This window comes from Streptomyces sp. NPDC048584, from assembly GCF_043199595.1.
Taxonomy (GTDB): Bacteria; Actinomycetota; Actinomycetes; order Streptomycetales; family Streptomycetaceae; genus Streptomyces; species Streptomyces edwardsiae.
The window spans coordinates 757,135-773,904 of record NZ_JBICWF010000002.1; the positions used below are offsets into that span (position 1 = coordinate 757,135).

The 16,770-nt window shown below is 70.2% G+C and carries 14 protein-coding genes; 6 read left to right on the top strand and 8 right to left on the bottom strand.

Annotated features, from left to right (window positions below; all coding sequences use genetic code 11):
- Nucleotides 1-25: 25 nt before the first annotated feature.
- From ACGFR9_RS07815 to ACGFR9_RS07825, 3 genes are all read right to left on the bottom strand, one after another.
- Nucleotides 26-1,378 carry a hypothetical protein gene (locus ACGFR9_RS07815; RefSeq protein ID WP_393203935.1) on the bottom strand — a complete coding sequence of 451 codons (1,353 nt, stop codon included), beginning with the start codon at nt 1,376-1,378 and terminating at the stop codon, nt 26-28.
- A gap of 265 nt (nt 1,379-1,643) precedes the next feature.
- Nucleotides 1,644-2,456, bottom strand: a complete 813-nt coding sequence (locus ACGFR9_RS07820) for an SAM-dependent methyltransferase (RefSeq protein ID WP_393203937.1) — start codon at nt 2,454-2,456, stop codon at nt 1,644-1,646.
- 110 nt (nt 2,457-2,566) lie between these two features.
- Nucleotides 2,567-3,187 (bottom strand): TetR/AcrR family transcriptional regulator, encoded by a 621-nt coding sequence (locus tag ACGFR9_RS07825; protein ID WP_393203939.1) that lies wholly within the window; start codon nt 3,185-3,187, stop codon nt 2,567-2,569.
- Between the two features lie 235 nt (nt 3,188-3,422).
- Here ACGFR9_RS07825 and ACGFR9_RS07830 point away from each other — a divergent pair, with 235 nt between their 5' ends.
- The 4 genes from ACGFR9_RS07830 to ACGFR9_RS07845 all read left to right on the top strand — a co-directional run bounded on the left by ACGFR9_RS07830 (nt 3,423) and on the right by ACGFR9_RS07845 (nt 7,758).
- Nucleotides 3,423-4,403, top strand: coding sequence for a tetratricopeptide repeat protein (locus ACGFR9_RS07830; RefSeq protein ID WP_393203941.1), 981 nt, complete (start codon nt 3,423-3,425; stop codon nt 4,401-4,403).
- A 656-nt stretch (nt 4,404-5,059) separates the two neighbouring features.
- Nucleotides 5,060-5,701 (top strand): DUF6230 family protein, encoded by a 642-nt coding sequence (locus ACGFR9_RS07835; protein WP_393203943.1) that lies wholly within the window; start codon nt 5,060-5,062, stop codon nt 5,699-5,701.
- A 184-nt stretch (nt 5,702-5,885) separates the two neighbouring features.
- Nucleotides 5,886-6,461: a DUF6114 domain-containing protein gene (locus ACGFR9_RS07840; RefSeq protein ID WP_393203945.1), complete on the top strand. Its 576-nt coding sequence runs from the start codon at nt 5,886-5,888 to the stop codon at nt 6,459-6,461.
- Nucleotides 6,451-7,758, top strand: a complete 1,308-nt coding sequence (locus ACGFR9_RS07845; RefSeq protein ID WP_393203947.1) for a hypothetical protein — start codon at nt 6,451-6,453, stop codon at nt 7,756-7,758. Before ACGFR9_RS07840 ends, ACGFR9_RS07845 begins: the two co-directional genes overlap by 11 nt.
- Nucleotides 7,759-7,855: 97 nt before the next feature.
- Here ACGFR9_RS07845 and pyk read toward each other — a convergent pair whose 3' ends face one another.
- The 3 genes from pyk to pta all read right to left on the bottom strand — a co-directional run bounded on the left by pyk (nt 7,856) and on the right by pta (nt 12,701).
- Nucleotides 7,856-9,283 carry a pyruvate kinase gene (gene pyk / locus ACGFR9_RS07850; protein WP_030223913.1) on the bottom strand — a complete coding sequence of 476 codons (1,428 nt, stop codon included), beginning with the start codon at nt 9,281-9,283 and terminating at the stop codon, nt 7,856-7,858.
- An 83-nt stretch (nt 9,284-9,366) separates the two neighbouring features.
- Entirely contained in the window at nt 9,367-10,578 is a 1,212-nt protein-coding gene (locus ACGFR9_RS07855; protein WP_393203949.1) for an acetate kinase, read from the bottom strand.
- Entirely contained in the window at nt 10,575-12,701 is a 2,127-nt protein-coding gene (pta, locus tag ACGFR9_RS07860; RefSeq protein ID WP_393203951.1) for a phosphate acetyltransferase, read from the bottom strand. Before pta ends, ACGFR9_RS07855 begins: the two co-directional genes overlap by 4 nt.
- Nucleotides 12,702-12,946: 245 nt before the next feature.
- Here pta and ACGFR9_RS07865 point away from each other — a divergent pair, with 245 nt between their 5' ends.
- Nucleotides 12,947-13,972 carry an ATP-dependent 6-phosphofructokinase gene (locus ACGFR9_RS07865; protein WP_393203953.1) on the top strand — a complete coding sequence of 342 codons (1,026 nt, stop codon included), beginning with the start codon at nt 12,947-12,949 and terminating at the stop codon, nt 13,970-13,972.
- A 149-nt stretch (nt 13,973-14,121) separates the two neighbouring features.
- On the opposite strand, the gene ACGFR9_RS07870 is transcribed toward ACGFR9_RS07865, so the two are convergent.
- Nucleotides 14,122-14,835 carry a helix-turn-helix domain-containing protein gene (locus tag ACGFR9_RS07870; RefSeq protein ID WP_393203955.1) on the bottom strand — a complete coding sequence of 238 codons (714 nt, stop codon included), beginning with the start codon at nt 14,833-14,835 and terminating at the stop codon, nt 14,122-14,124.
- A gap of 460 nt (nt 14,836-15,295) precedes the next feature.
- Nucleotides 15,296-16,153: a 5'-methylthioadenosine/S-adenosylhomocysteine nucleosidase gene (locus ACGFR9_RS07875; RefSeq protein ID WP_393203957.1), complete on the bottom strand. Its 858-nt coding sequence runs from the start codon at nt 16,151-16,153 to the stop codon at nt 15,296-15,298.
- 33 nt (nt 16,154-16,186) lie between these two features.
- Here ACGFR9_RS07875 and ACGFR9_RS07880 point away from each other — a divergent pair, with 33 nt between their 5' ends.
- Nucleotides 16,187-16,726 carry a hypothetical protein gene (locus ACGFR9_RS07880; protein WP_393203959.1) on the top strand — a complete coding sequence of 180 codons (540 nt, stop codon included), beginning with the start codon at nt 16,187-16,189 and terminating at the stop codon, nt 16,724-16,726.
- Nucleotides 16,727-16,770 lie beyond the last annotated feature (44 nt).

The following is a 16,770-nucleotide window of genomic DNA, read 5'->3' on the forward strand; positions in this document are numbered from 1 at the left end:
CGGCGGTCTCCGTGCCGGAGCCGCGTCAGCGGCGGGTGATCTCCACGGTCACCTCGGCGGAGGCCGCGGTGTGCCAGGCGTCACCGGCGTACGTCACGCCGTACCTCACCTGCCCGGGCCTGCGCGGCCTGTCGGTCACGGTGAAGGTGCCGTCGGCCGACACGGGGACGGTGCCCAGCGAGGTGCCGTCCGGAGCGGCGGCGTCGTAGCGCCGCACCGCGACGGTGGTGCCGGGAGCGAGGCCGGCCGCCGGAGCCAGGGTGCCGGTGACGGTCAGTTCCTGCCTGACCCTGCTGGTCGGGGGCGCCTCGAGGGCAAGGGTGGTCTGCACGGTGGTGTCGACCTGCCGCGCGTGGAACCGGAGTCCCATGACACCGGTCTGCTGCGTCACGGCGAAGACCCGGCTCCCGTCCGGCGCCCAGGCCAGCCCTTCCTCCACCAGTCTCTCGGTGGCACCGGCCAGCTCGACCGTGGTCAGCGGAGCCGGAACGCCCGGCGCGTAGAACGACAGGTCCGGCACGTCGGCGCTGTTGTTGGAGGTTCCTCCGGCCACCGTGCCGTCGGGCGCGACGGCGACAGTCAGGGGAGAGGACGAGGACGCGTGGGTTCCCTGGTCCGAGAGGTCGTCGAGGCGGAAGACCTGGTAGCCGGTCGAAATGAGGGCGGCCACGACGATGCTCCGGCCATCGGGTGTCACTGCCAGGTCCCGCAAGCCGTTCATCTGCGTCCCGGAGAGGACCCGCCGAGCGGCCACCTCGGGTGAACCGCTGCTCACGTCGTACACCGTGAGGGTGTTGGCGTTGGGGTTGCCCGTGCCGGCCACCAGCACGCCGGGATCGGCGGGAGAGGCGACGAGGTCCGCACCCCAGTCCAGCGAACCGTCCAGACCGAGCCCGATCACCGGCTCGGCACCGGACACGTCGACCGACCCGAGGTCGCCGCCGGAGCCGTATCCGAACCACAGCTTCCCGCCCGCGAAGGCCAGGCTCCACGGGGCGGTGTCCTCGCCCACGAAGTACCGTGCGGTCTCCGTCAGCGTCGTGGTGTCGTACGCGACGATGGTGTCGATGTCCCGCGCGGCCACGTAGAGGGTCCGGGAGTCGGGCGAGAGGGCCAGCCCGCCGGCGCCCGGCAGGCCGTCCAGCCAGGTGCTGTTTCCGCCGTCGTAGTCCGTCACCACGACCCGGCCGTCCGTTCCCGCGGGCATGCTGAGAAAGACCCGCTGGTTGCTCCCGTCGACCTCCATGTCGGCGAGTGAGTACATCGGCAGTGGCACGGGGTCCGCCGCGAAAGCCGGGGTGGCTCCCGGAACGGTCAGCAGCAGGGAGCCGAGGGCTGCGGTGAGTGTGGTGCCCAGCGCGCGTCTGAGTATGCGCAAGGTAGTGCCCTTCTGTGTCCCAATGAACAACGTCGGTACACCGGTTGGACGACCGGAGGGGACGGCGCAGGGCGCCGCCCGGCAGGATTCTGCGGCGCGGAGCGCCTTGGATCACGGCGGCGCACCGGTCGGACGACCGGAGAGGAAGGCGCGCGGCGCCGTCCGTCGGGATTTCGCGGCGCGGCGCGGCGCCGGCACTTCGGAACTCCGTATGTGCGGCTCGACGCACATCCCTGACCGGTTCCGCGCGTGCCGCGTGATCAGGTCACGGCTTGCGGGCCACCGCGCCGTACAGCGAGATCACCGCGTGCTCGTCGGTGGTCTCGCCCTCCGCCAGTTCCGGGTGCCAGTGGGTGAGTTGGACCAGGCCCGGCTCCACCGGCTCCAGGCCCTCGAAGAACCGGGCGACCTCCGCATGGCTGCGCGGTGCGAGCGTGACGCCGCCCGCCCTGTACATCTCGACCCCGCGGCCGACCGCCTCCGGGTCGAAGTCCGCGGTCAGCTGGGACAGCACCAGGTAGCTGCCGGAGGGCAGTTCCTCGACCAGCCGCGTCACCAGCCCGTACGGGTCGTCCTCGTCACCGAGGAAGTGCGTGAGCGCGACGAGGGACAGCGCGACCGGGCGCCCGAGGTCCAGCTTCTCGCGGGCCTGTTCGAGGATGCGGGCGGGCTCGCGCACATCGGCCTGCACATAGTCGGTGACGCCCTCGGGCGTGCTGTGCAGCAGTGCCTCGGCGTGCTTCAGCACGATCGGGTCGTTGTCCGTGTAGACGACACGGCACTCGGGCGCGATGTCCTGCGCTATCTGGTGCAGATTGGGCTCGGTGGGGATGCCCGTACCGATGTCCAGGTACTGGCGGACACCCGCCTCAGCGGCCAGCCACCGGGTGACGCGCTGCATGAACCAGCGGTTGGTACGGGCGATGTGCCGCGCCGTACCGTCGACGCTCATGATCTGCCGGCCCAGCTCCTCGTCGACCGGGTAGTTGTCCTTCCCGCCGAGGAACCAGTCGTACACCCGGGCCGGGTGCGGCCTGGAGGTGTCGATCCGTGCGGCGGCGGGTCGGGTCCCGGTCATACGCGCCTCCCTGGCTGCTCGGCGTCCGGTACGCCCCGTTGCGGGGTGATCACGATCCTGGCAGCGCCCCGGAAACGGAGACAGTCGACTACCGGCCGACCCTGGCCGGTTCAGGGCCCCGCCGCGGACAGGCCCGACAGCAGGACCCGGGTGAAGCCGTGGATCCACTCCTCGTCGGCCGGTTCCGCGCTCACCAGGGTGCGGTGCACCACCGCGCCAGCCACCATGTCGAAGATCAGGTCGACCGTGCGGGACGCCTCCTCGGCGTCGGACTCCGGGGGCAGCTCGCCCCGTGCCTGTGCGCGTGCCCGGCCGGCCAGGACGAGCCGCTTCTGCCGGTCCACGATCGAGGCGCGGATACGTTCCCGCAGGGCGTCGTCACGGGTGGATTCGGCCACCACCGCCATCAGCCCGTTCCTGGCCTCCGGACGAGCCAGGATCGTCGCGAACTGGAGCACCACGCCCTCGATGTCGGCGGCGAGCGAGCCGCGGTCGGGGAGGGTCAGTTCGTCGAAGAGTTCCGCCACCGCGTCCACGACCAGTTCGTTCTTGCCCGCCCAGCGGCGGTAGAGGGTGGTCTTCGCGACGCCGGCGCGGGTCGCCACGTCGCTCAACGTGAGCTTGGACCACCCGAGTTCGACCAGAGCCGCCCGCGTGGCGGCCAGGATCGCGGTGTCCGCGGCGGCACTGCGCGGGCGCCCGGTGCGACTGGCTGGGGTGCGGCTCTGCATGGCATGACGATAACGGCGGATTCCGTGCGGCCGGATGTGGGAGAGATCACCGGTGCGCCCTGTTCAGCGGGCCCCCGTCAGTATTACGCTACGACCCGTAGCGAAAGCACGCTCGACCGGCGTGCCCCAGCGACGACCACCGGCGTGGGGTGGGGACCCGGCGCCAACCGCACACGTACGCCTGGCTTTCCCGGGCGTTTTCACACACACGGGCCGTACGGGGGAGGATAGACGCATGCAGCCACGGAACATGTCCATGAGCGGAGTCGTCGACCTCGCCGCGGTGAAGGCGGCCCAAGAGGCCAAGACGAAGGCGGAGCAGGCGCGCGCGGAAGCCGCCCGGCAGGGTGGCGGGGGCGCCATCTCTCCCGCCGATCTCGTCATCGACGTCGACGAGGCGGGCTTCGAGCGCGATGTCCTGCAGCGGTCCACCGAGGTCCCGGTCGTCATCGACTTCTGGGCCGAGTGGTGCGAGCCCTGCAAGCAGCTGAGCCCCCTGCTGGAGCGGCTCACCGTCGAGTACAACGGGCGCGTCCTGCTCGCCAAGATCGACGTCGACGCCAACCAGATGCTGATGCAGCAGTTCGGGATCCAGGGAATCCCGGCGGTCTTCGCGGTGGTGGCGGGGCAGGCCCTGCCGCTCTTCCAGGGCGCCGCGGGCGAGGCCCAGATCCGCCAGACCCTGGACCAGCTGGTGCAGGTCGGCGAGCAGCGCTTCGGCCTGACCGGTCTCGCCGTCGACCCCGACGCCGTACCGGGCGGCAGCGCCCCCGCGGAGGCCTCGGACGAGCCCGCCGGTCCGTACGACGCCCTGCTGGAGGCCGCCGTGCAGGCGCTGGACAGCGGTGACCTCGCCGGTGCCGTCCAGGCGTACAAGAACGTGCTGGCCGACGACCCGGGCAACCCGGAGGCCGCGCTGGGGCTGGCCCAGGCCGAACTGCTGCAGCGGGTGCAGGGGCTGGACCCGGCGAAGGTGCGGAAGGACGCCGCCGAGAAGCCGAAGGACTCCGCCGCGCAGATCGCCGCCGCCGACCTCGATCTGGTGGGCGGTCATGTGGAGGACGCCTTCGGCCGGCTCATCGAGACGGTGGCGCGCACCGCGGGCGACGACCGTGACGCCGTACGCGTACGACTGCTGGAGCTGTTCGAGGTGGTCGGCGCCGATGATCCGCGGGTGATCGCCGCTCGCCGGGCGCTGGCGCGGGCCCTGTTCTGAACCACCCCCTTTTCCTTGCCCGATTCCGGTCGTTTCGCCCGGCGTTCGGGGCGGCGGGGTTCGAGGGGCCGAATGGCTCATCGATGCCGTTGCGGCCGCGCTTTGCCAAAACTTGGTAATCGCGGCCGCTGTTACTGCGAGTAAGTCGCGGGCGGTGTTCTGTCGGATTCTGTCCCTCGATCCATGGTTTTGCACCCCCCTTGCGGTGCACCCAGCGTCGCCGAGCGGGACCGGCGGGTCGTTGCGGGGTTACCCGGCCGTTACTAGCGAGTAATGAAGCCCCTTGTGCCGACGGCGAGAATGCACCACGATCGGCGACGCTCGGTCCATTACCCGTACCCCGACAGCCGGTCGGGTCGCGGGAACTCCTGGGTCCCCACCGAGCAGAGCCGGCGGCAATGACGCCGGCTCTTGGACAGGGGGGTCTTCGTCCACCCGGCGAAGCCTGTCCAGCAGGGTTGTGCGTGATGCGTGTCAGGCGCGACCAGTGGTTGTCGCTCGGGGGTGATCGCCGGTGATCGGGCGCGTTGTACGTGCCGCCGAGCTCAGGCGCTCTCCTTCCCGAGGACGTAGCACTTCTCCCATCCCTGCCCGGCCGAACCGCCGTTGACGGCAATGAGCCGGGGCAGGAGATGTACGTCCGAGAAGGAGGAAATATGGAGTCCCAGGTGCGTGGCGGGACCAGATGGACGCGGTTCGCTGTGGTCATGGTGCCCAGCGTGCTCGCTACGGCGGCGGTGGGTGTCGGCCTGGCGCAGGGCGCCCTCGCGGCGTCGTTCAGCGTCTCCGGCCAGCAGTTCAAGGTGACGGCCGGTCACCTGCACGGTGACGGTTTCGCCCAGTACGGCGGCATCGACACCGTCTACGCGTCGACCGATGGTGAAGGAGGGAAGAAGCCGGTCCCGGTCGCCATCTCGTCGTTCAAGGACGCCGAGATCACCAAGATGTGCCAGTCGGTGGCGACGAAGATTCCCGTCCTCAACAAGACGGTCTACCTTCGTCTTGACGCGGGCAGGGACAAGCCGGTCACGGCCAAGAACCTGTACATCGACGTCTCCCAGCTCGACGCCGACGCGACGTTCACGAACATCGACATCGGCGTGGCGGTCCAGGATCAGAACCGCGGTCCCGACGTCAAGAAGGACGAGAACGTACTGAAGGGCGGCTTCGCCCAGCAGGCCGAGTCGGCCGACCTCTACGGCGTCGAGCAGACGGCGTGGGCGACGACGGCCGGCACGTTCACACTGAACGGCCTGTCGATGCGTCTCGGCATGGACCCGAAGATGGAGTGCTACTGACGGCTCCGTCACCAGGGTGACCCAGGGCAGCTGAGCTGTCCCGGGGGGCGGGGAGGCCATCGCTTCTCCGCCCCACCGCCCGGCCGGTCCGCGTACCGGGCCATCTCACAGACTCAGACTTCCGGCTTCTGCGCGCCTACGGCCGAGCCGGTACGTACTTCCACCGGACCCAGGGAGCTTTTCCATGAGTGCCGAGACTCCGGTCCAGAGCACCGGGACCTTCACCCGGCTGCGACTGCGCTTCCGCGACTGGCGGGGCACCCGGCCGTTCTGGGCCGGTCTGTTCACGCTGCTGGGCGGAATACCCATCGCGTACTTCCCGTACGCGACGCTCAAGCTGGGCCATATGTCGCTCGCGATGGCGACGACGGCCGGCGCCGGCTCGCTGATCATCGGCGTACTGCTGTTCACGCTGGGCCTGACGATGTGGTTCCAGTCGGCCACCCGGGTCTTCGCGGGTGTCGCGGCGATCCTGCTGGCCCTCGTGTCGCTGGTGATCTCCAACATAGGCGGCTTTCTGATCGGCTTCCTGCTCGCGCTGATCGGTGGCGCGCTCGCGCTCTCCTGGGCGCCCGGTGAGCCGCCGGCCGAGGCGGCGGGGGAACACGACGACGCCAACGCGCCGACGGGTGACGCGATACCGGACGACTCGGTCCAGGACCCCACCACAGGAGAGCAGTTCCCGCCCGCTTCCTTTGAGAAGAGGGAAGACGGGGAAGCCGACGGCGTCAGGGCCGCAGGAGGCCACCGTGTCGGCTGACCAGGTGCGCGGGCCGCGTCACGCGGCCCCCAAGAAGCCGCTGTTCACCAGGTTCCATGTGCCGAGCGGCAAGGTGATCGCGCTGGCGGCGATGCCCACCGCCGTTCTCATGGGCATGGGGTTCACGCCGACGCTGGCCGTCGCCGACGGCAACGACGGGGCGCCCACGGCGAACAGCCTGACCGTCGACGAGTACCAGGCCTGTCTCGAGGTCATCAAGGACGTCGAGAAGGGCGCCGAGAAGGACGACACTTCCACGTCGCCCACGCCCTCCGCGTCGGCGAGCGAGAGCGCGTCCCCGGACGAGGAGCCCTCGGACGAGGCCACCGACAAGGCCCCCGAGGCGGACAAGGGCACGGACAAGGACACGTCCTCTTCGTCGGATTCAGGTTCCGACGACAAGGACGAGCCGGCGCCCGCCCCCTCCGCGACCGCGGGTGGTGACGACGCCGGCCAGGACGAGCCCGAGCCGGAGCCGTCGAAGACCGACCGCAACCTCCTGGACGGCATCGGCGACACCCTCAAGGACATCCTCACCCCGAAGGACAAGGAAGCCGAGACGAGCCCCACCCCGTCCGCTTCCGCGACCGGGGGGACGGCCGAGGACAAGGCCGAGGAGGAGGCGAAGGCCGCCGCCGACGCCGCCGAGGAGACCGCCGAGAAGGCCACCGAACCGGCGGCGCAGGACACGGCCGAGGACGCCGGCGACAAGGCCACGGACACCGCCGAGGACACGGCCGAGGAAGCCGTGGAGGAGGCGACCGAGACCCCCGAGGCCACCGCCTCCCCCAGCCCCTCCGAGTCCCCGGCGGTCGACCCCGAGGACTGCCCCGTCGCCACCGACACCGAGGGCGGCGTCGACAACAAGCTCCTGCTGCCCGACGACCCGTGGACCCTCAACGCCAGCTCGCTGACGCTGAAGGGCGCCTCGTACAAGGGCATCGTCGAGGTGCGGACGGCGAGCGGCGCCACCAAGAGGGTGCTGAAGTACGTCATCTCCAACGGCACCGACATCGGGGACCTGCACCAGACGGTCCAGGACAAGCAGTCAGGCGCGACCCACCATGTGCAGGCGGCCAAGGGGTCGACGTCCACCATCCGCGACGGCGACACCGTGATGTACACGGAGAGCATCTCCGGCAACCTGCTCGGACTGATCCCGATCACGTTCGACCCGGAGCACCCGCCGCCGCTCGACATCCCGCTGATCTACTTCACCAAGGTGACGGTGAAGCAGGCCGGCCAGTTCGGCGGCACCCTGCACGTGCCGGGACTGCAGCAGTACATCACCACCTGAAGGGCACCCGCCAGGACCCTTCCGGGAGCCGCGAGAACACCGAGGGCGCCCCCTCTTCAGCAGGGGGCGCCCTCGGTGCCGTACAGGCCCGTTACGGTCAGCCGGTCGCGCCGCCCAGGTGGTGGACGCGGACCATGTTGGTGGTGCCGGGGACACCGGGGGGCGAACCGGCCGTGATGATCAGGGTGTCGCCCTCGCTGAAGCGGTTCAGCTTCAGCAGCTCCTGCTCGACCAGCTCGACCATCTCGTCGGTGCTGTTCACGAACGGCGCCACGTACGGCTCGACGCCCCAGCTGAGCGCCAGCTGGTTGCGGGTCGACTCGTCCGTGGTGAACGCCAGGATCGGCTGGACGGCGCGGTAACGCGACAGCCGGCGGGCCGTGTCGCCGGACTGGGTGAACGCCACCAGGCCCTTGCCGCCGAGGAAGTCGGCGATCTCGCAGGCGGCGCGGGCCACCGAACCGCCCTGCGTACGCGGCTTCTTGCCCGGCACCAGCGGCTGCAGGCCCTTGGAGAGCAGCTCCTGCTCGGCCGCCTGGACGATCTTCGACATCGTCCGCACGGTCTCGATCGGGTACGCGCCCACGCTCGACTCGGCGGACAGCATGACCGCGTCGGCGCCGTCCAGGATCGCGTTGGCCACGTCGGAGGCCTCGGCGCGGGTCGGCCGTGAGTTGGTGATCATCGACTCCATCATCTGGGTCGCCACGATCACCGGCTTGGCGTTGCGCCGGCACAGCTCGATCAGGCGCTTCTGCACCATGGGGACCTTCTCGAGCGGATACTCGACGGCGAGGTCGCCACGCGCGACCATCACGCCGTCGAACGCCATCACGACGTCCTCCATGTTCTCCACCGCCTGCGGCTTCTCCACCTTGGCGATGACCGGGACGCGGCGCCCCTCCTCGTCCATCACGCGGTGCACGTCGGCGACGTCCTTGGCGTCCCGGACGAACGACAGCGCGACCAGGTCGCAGCCCATCCGCAGGGCGAAGCGCAGGTCGTCGATGTCCTTCTCCGACAGCGCCGGCACGTTCACGGCCGTGCCGGGCAGGTTGATGCCCTTGTGGTCGGAGATGACACCGCCCTCGATGACGATCGACTTCACCCGGGGGCCCTCGACGTCCAGCACCTTCAGCTCGACGTTGCCGTCGTTGATGAGGATCTGGTCGCCGCGCGAGACGTCGCCCGGCAGGCCCTTGTAGGTCGTTCCGCAGATCGTCTTGTCGCCCGGTACGTCCTCGGTGGTGATGGTGAACTCGTCACCGCGCACCAGCTCGACGGGACCCTCGGCGAAGGTCTCCAGGCGGATCTTCGGGCCCTGGAGGTCGGCGAGGACACCGATGGCCCTGCCCGTCTCCTTGGCGGCGGCACGGACCCGGTCGTACCGGCCCTGGTGCTCGGCGTGCGAGCCGTGGCTGAAGTTGAAGCGGGCCACGTTCATGCCGGCTTCGATCAGGGCGACAAGCTGCTCGTGGGAGTCGACCGCGGGGCCGAGAGTACAGACGATTTTCGAACGGCGCATGGGGCGATCCTATCGGTTTGTTTCGCTACGGAATATTCCGTCTGGCGGAAGGTACAGATGAGAAAGTCCCTGCTCAGTTGTTCTCAGTTGTTCCTTTCGACCAGTGCGTATGTCTGTTGGGCGATCTCCATTTCCTCGTCCGTCGGTACCACCGCCACCGCGACCCGCGCACCCTCGGGCGAGATCAGCCGCGCCCCGCCGCCGCGTACGGCGTTGAGCCCGTCGTCCACCGCCAGGCCCAGCCCCTCCAGGCCCGCCATGGCCGCCTCCCGCACCGGGGCGGCGTTCTCGCCGACCCCGGCGGTGAAGGCCACCGCGTCCACCCGTCCGAGAACGGCGTAATAGGCGCCGATGTACTTCTTCAGACGGTGAATGTAGATGTCGAACGCCAGCTTCGCCCGTTCGTCGCCCTCGTCGACCCGGCGCCGGATCTCCCGCATGTCGTTGTCACCGCACAGTCCGACCAGACCGCTCTTCTTGTTGAGGAGAGTGTCGATCTCGTCGGCGGACATTCCGCCAACACGCATCAAATGGAAGATGACGGCCGGGTCCATGTCTCCCGACCGCGTACCCATCACGAGCCCCTCCAAGGGCGTGAGACCCATGGAGGTGTCCACACAGCGCCCGCCCCGGACGGCGGAGGCGGACGCCCCGTTGCCCAGGTGCAGCACGATGACGTTCACCTCCTCGGGCGTCTTCCCCAGCAGCTTCGCGGTCTCCCGGGAGACGTACGCGTGCGAGGTGCCGTGGAAGCCGTAGCGGCGGATGCGGTGCGCGTCGGCGGTCTCGACGTCGATGGCGTAGCGGGCCGCCGACTCCGGCATCGTGGTGTGGAAGGCGGTGTCGAAGACGGCGACCTGCGGCAGGTCCGGGCGCAGCGCCATGGAGGTGCGGATACCGGTGAGGTTGGCCGGGTTGTGCAGCGGGGCGACCGGGATCAGCCGCTCGATCTCGGCCAGCACCCGGTCGTCGATCACCGTCGGCTCGGTGAAGTGCTTCCCGCCGTGCACCACCCGGTGGCCGATCGCGGCCAGCTCGGGGGAGTCGAGTCCAAGACCGTCGGCGGCCAGCTCCTCGGCCATCGTCTTCAGGGCGGCGTCGTGGTCGGCGACCGGGCCCGTACGTTCCCGGGTCCCGCCACCCGCCGCGAGCGGGGTGTGCCGGACCAGGGAGGTCCGCTCACCGATCCGCTCGACGAGTCCGGAGGCGAGCCGGCTTGCGTCGCGCATGTCCAGCAGCTGGTACTTCACCGACGAGGAGCCGGAGTTGAGGACGAGGACACGGGACGGGCTCACTGGGCGGCTGCCTTCTCGCTCGGGGCCTGGGAGGGAACGGTGCCGGGGTCGGCGGCCGGGGACTGGGCCTGGATCGCCGTGATGGCGACGGTGTTGACGATGTCCTGGACCAGGGCGCCCCGGGACAGGTCGTTGACCGGCTTGCGCAGACCCTGGAGCACCGGTCCCACGGCGACGGCGCCGGCCGAGCGCTGCACGGCCTTGTACGTGTTGTTGCCGGTGTTCAGGTCGGGGAAGATCAGCACCGTCGCCTGCCCCGCCACCTCCGAGCCGGGCAGCTTGGTCGCCGCGACCGACGGTTCCACGGCCGCGTCGTACTGGATCGGCCCCTCGATCCGCAGATCGGGCCGGCGCGAGCGCACCAGCTCGGTGGCGGAGCGCACCTTGTCGACGTCGGCGCCGGAGCCGGACGTACCGGTCGAGTACGACAGCATCGCGATCCGCGGCTCCACCCCGAACCGCGCCGCCGTGACCGCCGACTGCACGGCGATGTCGGCGAGTTGCTCGGCGTCCGGGTCCGGGTTGACCGCGCAGTCGCCGTACACGAGCACCTTGTCGGCCAGGCACATGAAGAAGACGGAGGAGACGATGTCCGCGTCCGGCTTCGTCTTGATGATCTCGAAGGCGGGCCGGATCGTCGCCGCCGTGGAGTGCACCGAGCCGGACACCATCCCGTCGGCGAACCCCTCCTCGACCATCAGGGTGCCGAAGTAGTTGACGTCGGAGACGACGTCGTAGGCCAGCTCGACCGTGACGCCCCGGTGGGCGCGCAGGGCCGCGTACTTCTCGGCGAAGGTGTCCCGCAGCTCCGAGGTGGTCGGGTCGATGATCTGGGTGTCGCCGAGGTCGATGCCCAGATCGGCGGCCTTCTTGCGGATCTGGTCGACGTCACCGAGCAGCGTCAGCTCGCACACGCCCCGGCGCAGCAGCACCTCCGCCGCGTGCAGCACGCGCTCCTCGCTGCCCTCGGGGAGCACGACCCGGCGCAGATCGGAGCGGGCCTGCTCCAGCAGCTTGTGCTCGAACATCATCGGGGTGACACGGTCGCTGCTGGGTGCGGAGACCCGCTTGGTGAGGTCGGCGGTGTCGGCGTACCGCTCGAAGAGGCCGAGGGCGCGTTCCGCCTTGCGCGGGGTGGCCGCGTTCAGCTTGCCCTCCAGGGAGAACAGCTGTTCGGCGGTGGGGAAGCTGGTGCTCGGCACCGAGAGCACCGGTGTGCCGGGGGCGAGCCGGGCGGCGAGGGTGAGGATGTGCTCGGCGGGGACCTCGTCCAGGGTGAGCAGCACCCCGGCTATCGGCGGGGTGCCGGCGCTGTGCGCGGCCAGCGCGCCCACGACCAGGTCGGCGCGGTCGCCCGGCGTGACGACGAGGCAGCCCGGGGTGAGGGCGGCGAGGAAGTTCGGCAGCATGGCGCCGCCGAAGATGAAGTCCAGGGCGTCACGGGCGAGCCCGGAGTCGTCGCCCAGCACCACCTTCGCGCCGAGGGCGTGCGTGATCTGGGAGACCGTGGGCGCGGACAGCGCGGGCTCGTCCGGCAGTACGTAGCAGGGCACCGGCAGCCGGGTGGCGAGCCGCTCGGCGAGCTCGTCCCGGTCCTCGCGGTCGACCCGGTTGACCACCATGGCGAGCACGTCGCAGCCCAGGGTGTCGTAGGCGCGGTAGGCGTTGGTGGTCTCGGCGCGCACCGACTCGGCGGTCTGCTTACGGCCGCCCACGACCGGGATGACGGAGGCGCCGAACTCGTTGGCGAGCCGGGCGTTCAGGCTCAGCTCGTCCGGGAACTGGGTGTCGGCGTAGTCGGTGCCGAGGACCAGGACGACGTCGTAGTCCCGGGCGACCCGGTGGAACCGGTCGACGAGGGTGGACACCAGCTCGTCGGTGCCCTGCTCGGCCTGGAGGGCGGACGCCTCGTGGTAGTCGAGGCCGTAGACGGTCGACGGGTCCTGGGAGAGACGGTAGCGGGCGCGCAGCAGCTCGAAGAGACGGTCGGGCCCGTCGTGCACCAGGGGGCGGAAGACACCCACCCGGTCGACCTGCCGGGTCAGGAGCTCCATGACGCCGAGGTCGACGACCTGTCGGCCGTCGCCGCGGTCGATGCCGGTCACGTACACGCTGCGGGTCACGCGCGCTCTCCGTTTCGTCGGGGGGCCGCAAGGGGCTTCGCCGGGTCACACCGTGCTCCGCCGCGCGCCGTGGTGGGCCGCGGCGGGGCCATAAAAATCACCCACCGAGGTGAGTAGATCCCTCTTGACAATACCTCTGGCGCTGGTTACAGCGCCCACCAGTGGGGCGTCGGCACCGCTCCGGGGGACATGAAACAATCGAGACTGGCTCACAGGTATCGACAGCGACCAGGAGACACAGCACGATGCGTATAGGAGTCCTCACCGCAGGCGGCGACTGCCCTGGTCTGAACGCAGTGATCCGGTCGGTCGTGCACCGGGCGGTCGACAACTACGGCGACGAGGTCATCGGCTTCGAGGACGGCTACTCCGGCCTGCTCGACGGCCGCTACCGCACGCTCGACCTCGACGCGGTCAGCGGCATCCTCGCGCGCGGCGGCACGATACTCGGCTCCTCCCGGCTGGAGCGCGACCGGCTCCGCGAGGCCTGCGAGAACGCGTCCGACATGATCCGCGACTTCGGCATCGACGCCCTGATCCCTATCGGCGGCGAGGGCACGCTCACGGCGGCGCACATGCTGTCGGAGGCGGGCCTGCCGGTGGTCGGCGTCCCGAAGACGATCGACAACGACATCTCCTCCACCGACCGCACCTTCGGCTTCGACACGGCGGTCGGTGTCGCGACGGAGGCGATGGACCGCCTGAAGACCACCGCCGAGTCCCACCAGCGGGTGATGGTGGTCGAGGTCATGGGCCGGCACGCGGGCTGGATCGCCCTGGAGTCCGGCATGGCCGCCGGCGCCCACGGCATCTGCCTGCCCGAGCGCCCCTTCGACCCGGCGCAGCTGGTCAAGATGGTCGAGGAGCGTTTCGCCCGCGGCAAGAAGTTCGCGGTGATCTGCGTCGCCGAGGGCGCGCACCCGGCCGACGGCACCATGGACTACGGCAAGGGCGAGATCGACAAGTTCGGCCACGAGCGCTTCCAGGGCATCGGCACGGCTCTGGCGTACGAGCTGGAGCGCCGGCTCGGCAAGGAGTCCAAGCCGGTCATCCTCGGCCACGTGCAGCGCGGCGGCACCCCGACGGCGTACGACCGCGTCCTCGCCACCCGCTTCGGCTGGCAGGCGGTGGAGGCCGCGCACCGGGGCGACTTCGGACGTATGACGTCCCTGCGCGGAACGGACATCGTGATGGTCCCGCTGGCCGAGGCGGTAACGGAACTGAAGACCGTGCCGTCGGACCGAATGGACGAGGCGGAGTCGGTCTTCTAAGGGCTCACCAAGAAAGGGGCGCGGGGCCGTGCCGATGTACGGCTCCGCCGCGTGGGCGCGAAGGGTGCTGCCCCCAGGGGCGCGGGGAACTGCGCGAAGGGGGTCTGGGGGCAGAGCCCCCAGGGAAGGGGCGGCGGGGGCGAAAACCCCTAGTGAACGTCCGCCGCAGCCCAGAAGTGGTCGACGATCCGGTTGAGGAAATCCCTCCCGTTCTCCCCCGCGTCGTCGTCCCCGGCCCAGTTCAAGGTGGCGGCCATGTGCCCCCGGTATTCCTGATGAAGCCGGTGCAGAACCGACTCCAACTGCCGCCGTTCCAGCGGCGCGATCCTGCCCACCGCCCGGACGTACGGCTGCCAACGCCCCGTAACCGCGCTCCGCAGCAGCTCCGCGAGCTTGTCCTCCCTGCCGGTGACGGCGACGACGTCGGCAAGCGAGAGGCCGAGAAGCCGGGTCAACGCCGCCACCTGACGCTCACTGCCCCGCCAGCGACCGGTCTGCTCCATCCGCAGATAGACATGAAGCTCATGCCCCACCCCCCGCGCGACATCCTCCGGCGCCAGTCCCCGAGCCACCCGATGCTCACGCAAGGTACGCGGCCGCCCTATGAGCTCCCCGGGCGAACACCACAACACCCCCGCAAGCGCACTGAGTTCGGTACGCGACGGAGCGGCAGCCCCCCGCTCCCACGCGTCGACGAGCGCGGACGTCACATACGGCAGCCCGTACGAGCCGCGCAGGGCGTGGGCGACATGGTCGGGGTCCATGCCCAGCCCGGCCCGCAGCCGACGGGCGGCCGGCGCGTTGAACGGCGGGGGCGGATGGCGGTCGGTACGAGCGGAGGGCAGTCGATGCACGGCCCACAAATTAGGCCCGCACAGGAAAGCTGACTACGGACTGTTCGGCCAGGATCACGCATTGTGCGAAGGTACGGCTACCATCGGATCAGGTCCTCGATCCCACCCGGCCCGCACCCCGCCCCCCGACCCCGCACCACACGAACGGCACGCTCAACGGGCATATGCGTAACCCCCCGTTGACATCCCGAACAAACCCAGGGACTCCATGCGTTCGAGATTCGGAACCCCGTACGACACATGGGCCCCTCAACCACTTACTCCCGCGCGGCGCAAATCAATCGCCCCCGGCCCAGGCGCGGGCCTGGGCGGCTTCGGTGGGGGCGTCGGCGCGGGTGCAGGCACGGCACGGCCGCGCTGGGGGAGAGGTGCGGGTGCAGGCGGTCCAGGCCCTGCGACCGGCCGGTGAAGCCCAGCGGACGGGCGGGAGGGTGGCTGTGGCCCGCAGGACCGGGCCGTGGACGGTCCCCTACCGGCCGCCGTCGTGCTTGCCGGTGACGGGACCGTGGAAGGTGCCGCCGCGGAAGTCGATGTGGTCTCCGGCGTACGTCGCTCCGCCGTCCCCGTGCCGATGGGGGCGCTCCTCGGAGTCGGAGGAACCCTCGCGGGGGCGGTGCTTGTGCAGCACCGCCACCGTCACCGAGGCCGCCTGCTCGGCCGCGCGCTTCTGCGAACCCGAGGAGTCGGCCTCGTGCTTCTCGGCGTCGGCGCGGTCGCTGATGCCCCGGACCACCAGCGCGTGCACCTGGCCGTTGAGATGGGCCGCGTGAGCCGCTCCGGAGCCCTCCATCTCGATGGCGCCCGCGTCGTTGTAGTTCCTTCGGATGAACCGGGCGATCTCCGACTCGGCGTCCGCCAGGACGACATCGCCCGTGGCGATCGGCAGCAGGTGTGCCCGTACGTCGGGCATGTCCCGCACGGCGGAACGGGCCGCCTGGACGAGCGCGTGCGAGCCCGGCAGGGATTCCGGCCGGACCTGGAAACCCTCGGGTGTCCGCTTGCCGCCGTGGATCTCGTACACCTTCGTGCCGACGACGACGTCGCCGATCTCGACGTCGTCCTTCAAGCTGCCCGCGACGCCGACGAAGAACACCGCCTCCGGGTCGAGCCAGTTGATGAGCTGGGTGGTGAGAGCGGCGGCACGTTCGGCGCCCATGCCCAGCTCGGCGAGGGCGACGTGCCAGGGCGTACCGGGTAGCCGGCCCTTCTCGACTCGGGTCCCGTCGCGGTGGACCAGCTCCTCCCGCTCGTCCACGTGTGCGCGGACGGCGGCGTATTCGAGCGGAAGTGCGGTCAGGACCAGAACGGTGGGCCGGATCTCCTGCATAGTCATAAATTACCGCTGGGAGAAGGGACAGGTGTGCCGGAACAGCACCTCACCGTCGGGCAGTTGCTGCTCGCCGAATACCAGAGCGTCAAGGACGAGCAGAAGGCGCGGATCGGGTTCCGCGACAATCTGCTGTACGTCACCCTCGCCGTGGTGGCCGCCGTCATCGCCGCCGCGGCCCAGGCCAAGCAGCCCTCGATGCTGCTGGCGCTGCCGCCGGTGTGTGTCGTCCTCGGCTGGACCTACCTCGTCAACGACGAGAAGATCTCGGCGATCGGCCTCTACGTCCGCGACGACCTGGGGCCCCGGCTGGCCGCCCTCACCGCGCACGGGAGCGGCTTCACGACGTTCGGGTGGGAGGCGTACCACCGGAGCGACACCCGGCGCCGGTCGCGTAAGACCATCCAGACCGTGATCGACCTGACGGCGTTCTGCGCGGTACCGCTGGCCGCCCTGGTCGTGTTCTGGGTGAACGGCGACGGCGGCGGGCTGATGGTCACCTTGTCCGTGGTGGAGGCACTCGCCGTGGCGGGGCTTGCCGCGCAGATCGTGTGGTACGCGAGGGCGGCGTGAAGCCTGCCGCACAGCGTTACTTTTGACGCACTGTCATACGTCGG